The sequence below is a fragment of the Curvibacter microcysteis genome (assembly GCF_028649455.1).
Lineage (GTDB): Bacteria > Pseudomonadota > Gammaproteobacteria > Burkholderiales > Burkholderiaceae_C > Curvibacter > Curvibacter microcysteis.
The window spans coordinates 599,653-612,460 of record NZ_JAQSIO010000001.1; the positions used below are offsets into that span (position 1 = coordinate 599,653).

A 12,808-nucleotide genomic window follows, 5' to 3' on the forward strand; every position below is an offset into this window, starting at 1 on the left:
CCGCCCCTACGCCATGAGCTTCAACACCAAAGGCAACCAGATCCTCACCCTCACGGGCCTGCGCTTTGACGCCAATCTGGGCATTCTGGAACACGAAAAAACCGACCCGCAGCCCATCCAGGTCGACGCCGAACTCAACCTGGGCACCCAGCCCCTGCTGCCCGTGGACGACGACATCCACCATGTGCTGGACTACCGCAAGGTGCGCCAGATCATCATCGCCGAGTGCACCGCCGAGCATGTGAACCTGCTGGAAAGCCTGATCGGCAAGCTGGCCCACCGCCTGATGCAGCTGCCCGGCGTGCTGGGCGTGCGCGTGAAGATCGCCAAGCTGGAGATCTTTGAGGACTGCGAAGTCGCCATCCGCGTGGAAACCGGCCACTGGTAAAACCTCGCGCCGGGCCGCCCTTTGTCGGCGCCCCAAAGGCGAGGGTGAGACAATACCGCCCATGAGTGCCGTATGGATTGATGACGAGGCTGCTGCGGCGGCTGACGTCCCGGATGCCCCGAACAAGGGCCTGAAGATCGAGCGTGAGACCCACAAGCTCGAGAAACGCCTGTGCCGCCAAGTCGGCCAGGCCATCGTCGACTTCAACCTGATCGAGGCGGGCGACCGCATCATGGTCTGCATGTCGGGCGGCAAGGACAGCTACGGGATGCTCGACATCCTGATGAAGCTCAAGGCCCGCGCGCCGATTGACTTCGAACTGATTGCCGTCAACCTGGACCAAAAGCAACCTGGCTTCCCGGACCACATCCTGCCCGCTTACCTGGGCGGCCTGGGCATTCCGTTCCACATCGAAACCCAGGACACCTACTCCATCGTCAAGGACAAGGTGCCCGAGGGCAAGACCATGTGCAGCCTGTGCAGCCGGCTGCGCCGCGGCATCCTGTACCGGGTGGCGCGCGAACTCAAGTGCAACAAGCTCGCGCTGGGCCACCACCGCGATGACATGCTGCAAACCTTCTTCCTCAACATGTTCTTTGGCGGCAAGCTCAAGGGCATGCCCCCGAAGCTGGTCAGCGACAACGGTGAATTCACCGTCATCCGCCCGCTGGCCAATGTGGCCGAAAAAGACCTGGTCCGTTGGGCCGAGCACCGACAGTTCCCCATCATCCCCTGCACCCTGTGTGGCAGCCAGGAGAACCTGCAGCGCAAACAGATCGGCAACATGCTGCGCGAATGGGAGAAGAAGTTCCCCGGCCGCATCGAGAACATGTTCACCGCGCTGCACAACGTCGTGCCCTCGCACCTGATGGATGCACAGCAACACGACTTCAAGAACCTCAAGCCGACCGGCATCGCCGACGACAACGGCGACAAGGCCTTTGATGAAGAAGAGTTCCCCCAAGCCAGCCCCGCCCTGGGCGGCCTGCAAGTGGTGCAACTCTGAGCGGCGGCCGCTTCGGCCGGCCGCCCCAGGCGCCCCAGAGGGCACAGGAGATCGCAATGAAGTGGCTTATTCCTTTCTTGGCCGCCTTGACGCTGGGGCTCAGCGGCTGCGCCAGCACGCGTTGGGAAGTCGACAGCGATGTCGAAACCTACGCCACCAGCCCCGTCATCGCGCCCGGCAGCAGCTTCCGCTTTGAGCGCCTGCCCTCGCAACAGCAAGCCACACCGCCCGAGGCGCAAGACCGCGTCGAGGCGCTGGCCCAGGCCGCCCTTGAAAAAGTGGGCCTGCGGCGCGACGACGCCAACGCCCAGTTCAGCATCCAGGTCGGCGTGCGCAGCACCACCGTGACCGACCCTTTTGCGCCCTACCCCTTTGGCGGCTGGCCGGGCTATGGCTGGTCCGGCCGGGTCTGGGCCGGGCGCGGCATGTACTACGGCTCGGGCACGCGCGGCCTGTGGGGAGGCATGCCCTATGCGCCGCCGCGCACCCTGCGTGAAGTGGCCCTGCTGATCCGCAGCCACAGCGACGGCCGCACCGTCTATGAAACCCATGCCGCCAGCGATGGCCTGACGCGCAGCGAAGCCGTGACCCTGGGCGCTTTGTTTGAGGCCGCGTTGGCGGGTTTCCCCACGCCGCCCAGCGGCCTGCGCCGCGTCAGCATCGACGTGGTCATGCCCCCTTGAGCCGCCCACCGGAGGCCCGCGCCAGCGGGCCTAGAATCCGCTGAATGGACGTCACCCGCATCATTGCCATTCGACATGGCGAAACCGCCTGGAATGTGGACACCCGCATCCAAGGCCAGCTCGATATCCCCCTCAACGACACCGGCCAGTGGCAAGCCCGCCGCGTCGGCCAGGCCTTGGTCGACGAATCCGTGCAAGCCATCTACGCCAGCGACCTGGCACGCGCCTGGCAAACCGCGGCCCAGGTCGGTGAGCACACCGGCCTTCCCGTGACGCCCCACCTGGGCCTGCGCGAACGCGGCTTTGGCCAGTTCGAGGGCAAGACCTTTGCCGAGATCGAAGCCCACCTGCCCGAGCAGGCCCGGCTGTGGCGCACGCGTGACCCGGTGTTCGCGCCGGAAGGCGGCGAGTCCCTGATCGTGTTCCGCCAGCGCGTGGTCGACACCGCGGCCGAGCTGGCGGCGCGCCACCCGGGAGAGCAAATCGTGCTGGTCGCCCACGGTGGCGTGATGGACGTGCTCTACCGCGCCGCCACCGGGCAGGAACTGCAGGCCCCGCGCACCTGGGCCCTGGGCAATGCCGCCATCAACCGCCTGCTCTGGACCCCGCAGGGTTTCACCCTGGTCGGTTGGTCAGACACCCAGCATTTGCAGGACAACCCCCTTGACGAAAACCATACCTGATGCGCTCCTGGGCCTGATCGGCCAGGGCGTGGACGCCATCGACACCCCGGCCCTGGTCATCGACCTGGACGCCATGGACCGCAACCTGCAACGCATGGTCGATTTCGCGGCCAAGCACCAGATCCAATGGCGCCCGCACGCCAAGATGCACAAAAGTGCCGAGCTGGCCCGCCTGCTGATGAGCGCTGGCGCCGTGGGCGTGTGCGTGCAAAAGACCGGCGAAGCCGAGGCCCTGGCCGCGGGCGGTGTGACCGACATCTACATCAGCAATGAAGTGATCGCCCCGGCCAAGCTGGCCCGCGTCGCCACCCTGGCCGAGACCCTGGCCGGGCGCGGGGGTTGGCTGGCCCTGGCGGTGGACAGCGCCACCGGCATCGAACGCCTGGCCCAGGCCCTGCAAGGCCGCCGCGCCAAGGTGCGCGTGCTGGTCGAAATCGACGTCGGCCAAGGCCGCTGTGGCGTGCCGCCGGGCGAAGCCGCATTGGCCCTGGTGCGCCAGGTGCAGGCCTGCCCGCAACTGGTATTTGGCGGCCTGCAGGCCTACCACGGCCAGGCCCAGCACCTGCGCAGCCCGGCCGAGCGCCGCGCCGCCATCGCCCACGCCGTGCGGGCGGTGAACCAGACCTGCGAGGTGCTGCAAGCCGCCGGCATCCAGACCCCCTTGATCACCGGTGCCGGCACTGGCACCCTGGTGCTGGAGACCGCCAGCGGCGTCTACGGCGAGCTGCAGGCTGGCTCTTTCTTGTTCATGGACGCCGACTACGCGGCCAACGAACGCGACCCGGCCCAGCCGCAGTTTGAACACGCTTTGTTCGTCAAGACCCAGGTCATGAGCCGCAGCGCCCAGCACGCGGTCTGCGACGCCGGCCACAAATGCCACGCCATCGACTCGGGCCTGCCCACGGTGCATGCGCTGCACGGCGAGCCCGCGCTGCGCTTTGGCAATGGCGGCGACGAGCACGGCCTGCTCTACCCCACGCAAGCGGGCCAGACCCTGCCGGCCCTGGGGCAAAGCCTGTGGCTGATCCCCGGCCACTGTGACCCCACGGTCAACCTGCACGACTTCATGGTGGGCGTGCGCGGTGGCCTGGCCCAGGGGGTGGTGGAGCGCATCGTGACGGTGGATGCGCGCGGCGCCGTGGGCTGAACCCAGGCCTGCTCACAGCCCCCTTGCCCCCAAGCGGGCCGCCCGGCCCGCGCCTGCTCAGTCGCCGCTGGTGGGCCCCTCGCCCGCGCTCTTGGGCGGCGTCACGCCCAGGTGGCGGTAGGCCGCCAGGGTGGCGATGCGCCCCCGCGGCGTGCGCTGCAGGTAGCCCTGCTGGATCAGGTAGGGCTCGATCACGTCTTCAATCGTGCCGGACTCCTCGCCAATGCTGGCGGCGATGTTGTCCAGGCCCACGGGGCCGCCGTCAAAGCGGTGGATCACCGCCTCCAGCAGCTTGCGGTCCATCACGTCAAAGCCCTGCGGGTCCACGTCGAGCATGGTCAGGGCCAGCTCGGCGATGCCGCGGGTGATGCGGCCATCGCCCTTGACCTCGGCGTAGTCGCGCACCCGGCGCAGCAGGCGGTTGGCAATGCGCGGCGTGCCGCGTGAGCGGCGCGCGATCTCAAACGCACCGTCTTCGTCGATGGGGGTGTTGAGCAGGCCGGCGCTGCGCCGCACGATGCGTTGCAGCTCTTCGGCCGTGTAGAACTCCAGCCGCGCCACGATGCCAAAGCGGTCGCGCAGCGGGTTGGTCAGCATGCCCGCGCGCGTGGTCGCTCCCACCAGGGTGAAGGGCTGCAAGTCGAGCTTGATGCTGCGCGCGGCCGGGCCTTCGCCGATCATGATGTCGATCTGGTAGTCCTCCAACGCGGGGTAGAGGATTTCCTCCACCACAGGCGAAAGCCGGTGGATCTCGTCAATGAACAGCACGTCGTTCTTTTCGAGGTTGGTCAGCAGCGCCGCCAGGTCCTTGGGCTTTTCGAGCACCGGGCCACTGGTCTGGCGCAGGTTCACGCCCAGCTCGGCGGCGATGATGTGGCTCAGCGTGGTCTTGCCCAGGCCGGGCGGGCCAAACAAGAGCACATGGTCCAGCGCCTCGGAGCGCTTGCGCGCCGCGCCGATGAAGATGTCGAGCTGTTCGCGCACCTTGGCCTGGCCCACGTACTCGTCCAGCAGCTTGGGGCGCAGGGCGCGCTCGATGGCCTCTTCGTGGGGCGAGGCAGGGCCGGCCGACACCACGCGGCGATCGGGCGGGGGCGGCGCAGAGGCAAAGTTGTCAGTCTGGATGGTCACAGCAGCGGGCGAACAAAAGCGGCCCAGGGGGCCTGAAAGCAAGAAGATGCCGCCCCAAACCGGGCCGACACCGCGCCAGCCTCAGGGCGAAGCTGCCCCGGGCCCAGCGCGTGATGGGTGACTATAGCGCCGCCCAGGCTGCCCTCCCGGGCGGGGTCAGCAGATGGCACTCAAGTGGCGCCCGGTGCTGCCGATATCCTAGAGGTAGCAGCTTCATTTTTGCCCCGCGAGGGCCCTGCCTGGCCTCGCCACTCTGTCTGCCGACCATGAACCAACGCCCCTCCTTCGCCTCCCCCGGCGCCCCCCAGCGCCTGTCTCTTCTCTTGTGGACTTTGGGCTGGGGCCTGAGCCTCTTGAGTGGCGCCAGCCAGGCCGCAGACGCCCATGGGGACAGCCACGCCAAGCCACCGGCCAAGGCCGCGCCAGCAGCTGCAGAAAAAGCCCCGGCCAACGACCTGGCCAGCCGCATCCGCGACGGGGTGGACCGCAACAACCAAGCTGGCAAAGGGGGCAAGGGCGAAGGCTCGACCGTGATCGAAGTGCACATGCCCAAGGCCGTGACCAAGCCCTCGGGGGCCCTGGCCAACCCGGTGGACGCGCGCCGCGCGGGCGGCGCTGAGCCCAGCAGCCGCGAGTACATCCGCGCCAAGGCCAACGCCATGGCTGGCGGCAAACCCGAAGCCGGCGAGGCCAAGGAAGACGGCCACGGCCACCACGGCAGCGCCCACTGGGAGTACGAGGGCGTCAACGGCCCGGCCGCCTGGGGCAAGATGCAACCCGAATTCAGCACCTGCAGCCTGGGCCGACGCCAGTCGCCCATCCACATCCTGGACTCGGACACCCTGGTCGGCCCCGCCGAGCCCCTGCAAGTGCGCTACATGCCCAGCGGTGGCTCGGTGGTCAACAACGGCCATACCCTGCAGGTCGACCTGGACCCGGCAGCACCCAACACCTTGACGGTGCGTGGCTCCACCTACAAGCTGCTGCAGTTCCACTTTCACCACCCGGCCGAAGAGAAGGTGAACTACAAGGGCTTCTCCATGGTGGCCCACCTGGTGCACCGCAACGATCAAAACCAGCTCGCCGTGGTCGCCGTGCTGATGGACCCGGGCCCGGCCAGCACCCTGATCAACAAGGTCTGGACCTACATGCCCCTGGACAGCCAGGACCGCGTGCAAATGCCCCCGGGCAGCATCAACCTCAGTGAGTTGCTGCCGCAGGACATGCGCTACTACCAGTTCCTGGGCTCGCTGACCACGCCGCCTTGCACCGAGGGCGTGCTGTGGATGGTGCTCAAGACCCCGATGACGTTGAGCACCGAACAACTGCGCTTGTTTGCCAAGCTGTTCCCCAACAACGCCCGCCCGACCCAGCCCTTGAATGGGCGCGTGGTGCGCGAAGCGCCTTGACGCCCTGACAGCCTGGTGCCGGGGACCAGGCCCGGGTTCAGCCGCGGGGCCCCGTGGCGGGTCGGCATTCGGCCAGAAAAGCCGCGATCAGGCGCGACTCGCGGCGCTCCTGCAAGCAGTACAGGTACTCCACCAAGGACGGCAGCTCGTCCGCCAAGGGGCGGCTCACCAGGTCGGGGTGGCTGCTGACCTCGTGGCGCGCGAACACGCTCACGCCCATGCGCCGGATCACCGCCTCGCGGATGGCCTCTCGGCTGGCAATTTCCATCACGCCACGCACCTGCACCCCGGCCCGGGCCAAGGCGTCCTCGGTGATCTGCCGGGTGGTCGAGCCGCGCTCACGCAGGATCAAATCGCAAGCCGCCAGATCGGTCAGCTGCAGCGTCGGGCGCGCGGCCAGCGGATGCTCGCGGTGCAGCAACAGCACCAGCGGATCGGCCCCGAGTGTGACCCTGTGCAGGCGCGGGTCGGTCTCCAGGTGGGACGAGGTGGCCAGGTCCACCTGGTAGGCCAGCAAGGCGTCGACCATCTGGCGCGAGTTGCCTGCGCCCAGGCTCACGCTGACCTGGGGGTGGCGCGCACGCACCCGCTGCACGATGTCCAGCACGTAGTACGGCGCGGTGGCCCCCAGGCGCAGGTGGCCCCGGGGCAGCTCGCCGGACTCGCGCAGGGCGAACTCCACCTGGATCTCCTGCTGCAGCAGCCGGTCCACCTGGGGCAGCAGCTGCGCGCCCTCGTCGCTCAAGCTGAGTCGCCCGCCCTGGCGGCGGAACAAGGCCACGCCGTAATGCGCCTCCAGCGCCTTGATCTGGGTGGTGACCGTGGGCTGGCTCAGGCCCAGCTGTTTGGCCGCCTGGGTCACGCTGCCCAGCCGGGCCACGGTGAAAAACGATTTGAGCTGGGTGACAAACATGGCTTGAAGCAAGGAGAAGAAGGAAGGACGACCAAGGCCTGACAAGCGCGCGAACCAGCCCCAGGCCAGCGCGAAATCATGGCAGAAAGCGCCCCCGCCGTCGCGCGCCGAGGACACCCAAATCTGCCTATGGGGCCTTCAGGAAATTGCAGCTTTGTGACATGGGCGTTTCACACGGCCTGCCTAAAGTCACAGCCAAGGTCCGCCACACGCCGCACTGCATGCCCTGGGACGGACCGGCCCCCCCAGTCATTTTGATCACCCAACCACGGGACCTCCTCATGCGCACCACCTTGCTCCAATGGGCTCGCCGCCTCGGCCTGGCCACCACCGTGCTGGCCTCGGCCCTGGCCACCTCGGCCGCCCTGGCCAAGACCGAACTGCTGGTCTACACCGCCCTCGAAGCCGACCAGATCAAGGCTTACAAATCCGCCTTCGAACAAGACCACCCCGAGATCGAACTGAAGTTTGTGCGCGACAGCACCGGCATCATCACCGCCCGCCTGCTGGCTGAAAAAGCCAACCCCCAGGCCGACGCGGTGTGGGGCCTGGCCGCCACCTCGCTGATGCTGCTGGACAAAGAGAACATGCTCCAGCCCTACGCCCCCAAGGGCCTGGAGGCCGTGCGCGCCAACATGCGCGACCCGCGCGCCACCCCCACCTGGGTCGGCATGGACCTGTGGTCCTCGGCCCTGTGCTTCAACACCGTTGAAGCCGCCAAGCGCAAGCTGCCCACACCCACCAGCTGGGCCGACCTGACCCGCCCCGAATTCAAGGGCACGCTGACCATGCCGCACCCCGCCTCCAGCGGCACCGGCTTCCTGATGGTCTCGGCCTGGCTGCAGATGATGGGCGAAGACAAGGGCTGGGCCTTCATGGACGCGCTGCACCAGAACATGGGCGTCTACACCCACAGCGGCTCCAAGCCCTGCCGCCAGGCCGGCGCCGGCGAATTCCCGGTCGGCCTGAGCTTTGAGTACCGTGCCAACAAGACCAAGAAGGACGGCGCGCCCATCGACATCATCTTCCCCAAGGAAGGCCTGGGCTGGGAAGTCGAAGCCACCGCGGTCATGAAGACCAGCAAGAAGCAGGACGCCGCCCGCGCCCTGGCCGACTGGTCCGTGACCAAGAAGGCCAACGAGCTGTACGCCGCCAACTTCGCCGTGCTGGCCCTGCCCCAGGTGCAAGAGCGCCTGGAGTTCGTGCCCTCCGACCTCGAAAAAATGCTGGTCAAGAACGACTTCGTTTGGGCCGCTGCCCAGCGCGAACGCATCCTGACCGAATGGGCGCGCCGCTACGAAGCCAAGGCCGAAAAGAAGTAAGCCCTCCGACGACCTCACAGGCCAGGCCCCAGCATGCTTTCCATCCAACACATCACCAAGCGCTACCGCGCCCAAGCCGTGCTGCGCGGCATCGCGCTCGACGTGGCGCCCGGTGAGTTCATCAGCCTGCTGGGCCCTTCGGGTTGTGGCAAGACCACCTTGCTGCGCATCCTGTGCGGCATCGAGTCACCGGACACCGGCAGCCTGACCCTGCGCGGTCAGGACATCACCGCCTGGCCCGCCGCCCAGCGCCGCTTCGGCGTGGTGTTCCAGAGCTATGCGCTGTTCCCCAACCTGAGCGCGGCACAGAACGTGGCCTTCGGGCTGCAGGACCTGCCCCGCGCCCAGCGCGCCGAACGCGTCGCCGAGATGCTGGCCCTGGTGGGCCTGGGCGACCAGGGCCACAAGCTGCCGTCGCAACTCTCCGGCGGCCAGCAACAGCGCGTGGCCCTGGCGCGCGCGCTGGCGCCCCGCCCCGAGTTGCTGCTGCTCGACGAGCCGCTGAGCGCGCTGGACGCCCAGGTGCGCGGCGGCTTGCAGGCCGAAATCCGGCGCCTGCAACAACAACTGGGCATCACCACCGTGATGGTCACGCACGACCAGGACGAGGCCTTGTCCATGGCCGACCGCGTGGTGGTGATGCACGAAGGCCGCATTGAGCAGCAGGGCACGCCCCAGCAGCTCTACGCGCGGCCCGAGACCCGCTTTGTGGCGGGCTTTGTCGGCCGCATGAACCTGCTGCCCGCGCGCGTGGTGGCCGCCGACACCTTGGAGGTGGGCAGCACCCGGCTGCATGGCGACACCCGCGCCTACCGCACCGGCAGCACCCTGCTGCTGGGCCTGCGCCCGGAAGCCGTGCAATTGCAAAGCGCCCCTGCGGCGAACCAACCCTTGCCCGCCAACAGCGTGCGGGCGCGCCTGGTGGAAGCCCAGTTCCATGGCCCCACCGCCTTGCTGCGCCTGCACTGCGACAGCCTGCAGGCCACGTTGGACGCGCAATGGCCCACCGGCGCCGACGCGCGCCTGCCCGAATGGCTGCAGGGCGACTTGTTGCTGAGCCTGCCCGCGCCCGCGCTGCACGCCCTGCCCCTGCCCGAATCGGTGAGGCGCGTCGCATGAACTGGCGCCTGAACCCCGTCGCCCCTGGGGCCGCCCCGGCGGCCTCCTTGGCCGCGTCATCCGCCCCGGCCGCGGCGCCCCAAGCCGCCCCCGCGCCCACCCGCCTGCGCGCCCCGGCCGAGCGCCCCTGGCTGGCGGCCCTGCTGGGCCTGGCGCTGGCGGTGCTGGCGGCGACCATCGCGCTGCCGGTGCTGGCCTTGCTGGGCATGAGCCTGTGGGACAGCGCAGGCCAATTTGTCGGCCTGGCCCACTTTGCGGCCTATGCACGCAGCCCCAATGTGCTGAGTTCGCTGGGCAACAGCCTGTGGCTGTCCGCTGCCAGCGCCACGGTGTGCGTGGCCCTGGCCTATGGCTACGCCTACGCGCTGACGCACAGCTGCCTGCGTGGCGCGCGGCTGTTCCGTGCCGTCGCCCTGATCCCGCTGCTGGCACCGTCGCTGCTGATGGCCATCAGCCTGATCTACCTGTTTGGCAACCAGGGCCTGCTCAAGGGCCTGTTGCTGGGCTTGCCGGCCTATGGGCCGTTTGGCATCGTCACCGGCTCGGTGCTGTGGACCTTTCCGCACGCGCTGTTGATCCTCAGCACCGCCTTGGCCACCAGCGACGGTCGCCTGGTCGAGGCGGCCACCACCCTGGGCGCCAGCCGCTGGCGCGTGTTCTGGCGCGTCACCCTGCCCGCCAGCCGTTATGGCTTGATGATTTCCTGGATCGTGGTGTTCGTGCTGGTGATCACCGACTTTGGCGTGCCCAAGGTGATTGGCGGCAACACCCAGGTGCTGGCCACCGACATCTACAAGCAGGTGATCGGCCAGCAAAACCTGCCCCTGGGCGCGGTGGTGGCCTTGATCCTGCTGCTGCCCGCGGTGCTGGCCTTTGTCGCCGAACAGCACCTGCGCCGGCGCCAAAACGCCAGCCTGGGCCTGCGCGCCGTGCCCTTCCAGCCCCAGCCCTGCCCGGCACTCGACCGGGCCCTGTTCGCCTACTGCAGCCTGATCGCGCTGGCCCTGCTGGGCGTGCTGGCGGTGGCGGTGTTCGCCTCGCTGGCCACGTTCTGGCCTTACAACCTGGTGCCCAGTTTCAAGAACTACGACTTCGACCTGGTGGACGGTGGCGGCTGGGCCAGCTACGGCAACTCGCTGCGCATGGCCGCCGGCACCGCCGTGCTGGGCAGCCTGTGCACGTTCATCAGCGCCTACCTGGTGGAAAAACCGCGCCAGTTTGCCGCCGCGCGCCAGTGGCTCAATGCCATCGCCTCGCTGCCCATGGCGGTGCCCGGCCTGGCCCTGGGCCTGGGCTACATCCTGTTTTTCAATGCCGGCTGGAACCCCTTGCACGGGCTGTACGGCAGCCTCACGCTGATGACCTTGTGCACCGTGGCGCACTGCTACTCGGTGGCCCACATCACGCAGCTGACCGCCCTGCGCCAGTTGGACGCCGAGTACGAGCAGGTGGCCGCCTCGCTGGGCGTGCCCTTCTGGCGCACGCTGTGGCAAGTGCACCTGCCGGTGTGCCTGCCGACCCTGCTGCAGGTGGCGGGCTACTTCTTCGTCAGCGCCATGACCACCGTGTCGGCCGTGGTGTTCATCTACTCGCCCGAGACCACCCTGGCCTCGCTGGCCGTGCTGGCCATGGACGACGCGGGCGACATCGCCCCGGCGGCCGCCATGGCCACGCTGATTTTCATCAGCGCAGCCCTGGGGCGAGGCCTGTTGGGCGCGCTGGAGCGCTGGGGGGTGTCGCGCACCCAGCGCTGGCGCCGCCGCTGACCTTTCTCGACCGATGAGCTCCGCGCTGGCGCCGCCCCGGTGGCCCAGGCTGGGCCGCTGCATGGCGTCTTGGTTTTCTTTGATTTTCTTGGCTGTTGGATCTTTTGTTTATGACCCCGATCTCCTGTGATCTTCTCGTGGTGGGCGCCGGCATTGTCGGCCTGGCCCACGCCTACCAGGCGGCCAAGCGCGGCCTGCGCGTGGTGGTGGTGGAGCGCGATGCGATGTGCATCGGCGCCTCGATCCGCAACTTTGGCTTTGTCACCGTCACCGGGCAAAAGGCCGGCCCCAGCTGGGCGCGGGCGCGGCGCTCGCGCGACATCTGGGCCGAACTGGCCCCACTGGCCGGCATCGAGGTGCTGCACCAGGGCCTGTGGCTGCGCGCCGAACGGCCGGCCGCGCACGCGGTGCTGGAAGCCTTCATGCGCACCGAGATGGGGGAACACTGCGCGCTGCTCAGCCCCGCCGAGGCGGCCCAGCGCCACCCAGCCCTGCAAACCGACGGCCTGCAATCGGTGCTCTACAGCCCGCACGAACTGCGCGTGGAGTCGCGCAGCGCCATCCCCCTGCTCACGCGCTGGCTGGCCGAGCACCTGGGCGTGCAGTTTCGCTTTGGCGAGACGGTGCAGTCGGTGCAAACGCCCGTGGTCGAGACCTCGCGCGCCCAGTACCGCGCCGAGCGCGTGGTGGTCTGCACCAATGCCGAGCTCCATGGCCTGTTCGCGCCGCAGTGGACACCGCACAACATTCGCCTGTGCCAGCTGCAAATGCTGCGCGTGCGTCCGCAGCCGGGCTTCCAGCTGCAGGGCTCGGTGATGGGCGACCTGAGCCTGGTGCGCTATGAAGGCTATTGCGAGCTGCCCGAGGCAGCGCCCCTGCGCGCGCAACTGCAGCGCGAAGAGGCCGCCTGCCTGCAGCACGGCATCCACCTGATCGTGGTGCAAAGCGCCGACGGCACCCTGGTGGTGGGCGACTCACACCACTACGGCCCGGTGCTGCCGCCGTTTGCGCTCGAAGAGGTGGACCAGCTGATCCTGCGCCAACTGCGCGCGGCCCTGCACCTGACGCAGGCCGAGGTGACCGAACGCTGGGTCGGCACCTACCCGTCCTCGGCCACCGAGCCCTGCGTGGTGCTGGCCCCCGACGCCCAGACCCGCCTGGTCACCGTCACCAGCGGCACCGGCGCCAGCACCGCCTTCGGCCTGGCCGAAGAAGTCTTTGCCCCCTGGTGAGAGAAAGAA

Annotated in this window: 12 protein-coding genes; 10 read left to right on the top strand and 2 right to left on the bottom strand. The window is 68.4% G+C overall.

Annotated elements, in window-relative coordinates; translation table 11 throughout:
* Positions 1 to 13: 13 nt before the first annotated feature.
* The 5 genes from PSQ39_RS02600 (at position 14) to PSQ39_RS02620 (ending at position 3,907) form a co-directional block, all read left to right on the top strand.
* Entirely contained in the window at positions 14 to 388 is a 375-nt protein-coding gene (locus PSQ39_RS02600) for a dihydroneopterin aldolase (protein WP_273925030.1), read from the top strand.
* A 61-nt stretch (positions 389 to 449) separates the two neighbouring features.
* On the top strand, positions 450 to 1,394 hold the full coding sequence (ttcA, locus tag PSQ39_RS02605) for a tRNA 2-thiocytidine(32) synthetase TtcA (RefSeq protein ID WP_273925031.1): 945 nt from the start codon (positions 450 to 452) through the stop codon (positions 1,392 to 1,394).
* 56 nt (positions 1,395 to 1,450) lie between these two features.
* Positions 1,451 to 2,077, top strand: coding sequence for a DUF4136 domain-containing protein (locus PSQ39_RS02610; RefSeq protein WP_273925032.1), 627 nt, complete (start codon positions 1,451 to 1,453; stop codon positions 2,075 to 2,077).
* Positions 2,078 to 2,121: 44 nt separating this feature from the next.
* Positions 2,122 to 2,760, top strand: coding sequence for a histidine phosphatase family protein (locus tag PSQ39_RS02615; RefSeq protein ID WP_273925033.1), 639 nt, complete (start codon positions 2,122 to 2,124; stop codon positions 2,758 to 2,760).
* Positions 2,741 to 3,907: a DSD1 family PLP-dependent enzyme gene (locus PSQ39_RS02620; protein WP_273925034.1), complete on the top strand. Its 1,167-nt coding sequence runs from the start codon at positions 2,741 to 2,743 to the stop codon at positions 3,905 to 3,907. Before PSQ39_RS02615 ends, PSQ39_RS02620 begins: the two co-directional genes overlap by 20 nt.
* A 57-nt stretch (positions 3,908 to 3,964) precedes the next feature.
* On the opposite strand, the gene ruvB is transcribed toward PSQ39_RS02620, so the two are convergent.
* Positions 3,965 to 5,038, bottom strand: coding sequence for a Holliday junction branch migration DNA helicase RuvB (gene ruvB / locus PSQ39_RS02625; RefSeq protein ID WP_273925035.1), 1,074 nt, complete (start codon positions 5,036 to 5,038; stop codon positions 3,965 to 3,967).
* Positions 5,039 to 5,304: 266 nt separating this feature from the next.
* Here ruvB and PSQ39_RS02630 point away from each other — a divergent pair, with 266 nt between their 5' ends.
* Complete coding sequence (locus PSQ39_RS02630; protein WP_273925036.1) at positions 5,305 to 6,447, top strand: carbonic anhydrase; 1,143 nt, start codon at positions 5,305 to 5,307, stop codon at positions 6,445 to 6,447.
* Between the two features lie 37 nt (positions 6,448 to 6,484).
* On the opposite strand, the gene PSQ39_RS02635 is transcribed toward PSQ39_RS02630, so the two are convergent.
* On the bottom strand, positions 6,485 to 7,360 hold the full coding sequence (locus PSQ39_RS02635) for a LysR substrate-binding domain-containing protein (protein WP_273925038.1): 876 nt from the start codon (positions 7,358 to 7,360) through the stop codon (positions 6,485 to 6,487).
* A 281-nt stretch (positions 7,361 to 7,641) separates the two neighbouring features.
* On the opposite strand from PSQ39_RS02635, the gene PSQ39_RS02640 reads away from it, so the two are divergent.
* From PSQ39_RS02640 to PSQ39_RS02655, 4 genes are all read left to right on the top strand, one after another.
* Positions 7,642 to 8,682, top strand: coding sequence for a putative 2-aminoethylphosphonate ABC transporter substrate-binding protein (locus tag PSQ39_RS02640; protein ID WP_273925039.1), 1,041 nt, complete (start codon positions 7,642 to 7,644; stop codon positions 8,680 to 8,682).
* Between the two features lie 33 nt (positions 8,683 to 8,715).
* Positions 8,716 to 9,801, top strand: a complete 1,086-nt coding sequence (locus tag PSQ39_RS02645; RefSeq protein WP_273925040.1) for an ABC transporter ATP-binding protein — start codon at positions 8,716 to 8,718, stop codon at positions 9,799 to 9,801.
* Positions 9,798 to 11,567, top strand: coding sequence for a putative 2-aminoethylphosphonate ABC transporter permease subunit (locus PSQ39_RS02650; protein ID WP_273925041.1), 1,770 nt, complete (start codon positions 9,798 to 9,800; stop codon positions 11,565 to 11,567). The genes PSQ39_RS02645 and PSQ39_RS02650 overlap by 4 nt, the downstream gene beginning before the upstream one ends.
* A gap of 110 nt (positions 11,568 to 11,677) precedes the next feature.
* The gene (locus tag PSQ39_RS02655) at positions 11,678 to 12,799 is read left to right on the top strand and encodes a TIGR03364 family FAD-dependent oxidoreductase (protein WP_273925042.1); all 1,122 of its coding nucleotides are present in this window, start codon (positions 11,678 to 11,680) and stop codon (positions 12,797 to 12,799) included.
* Positions 12,800 to 12,808: the final 9 nt, after the last annotated feature.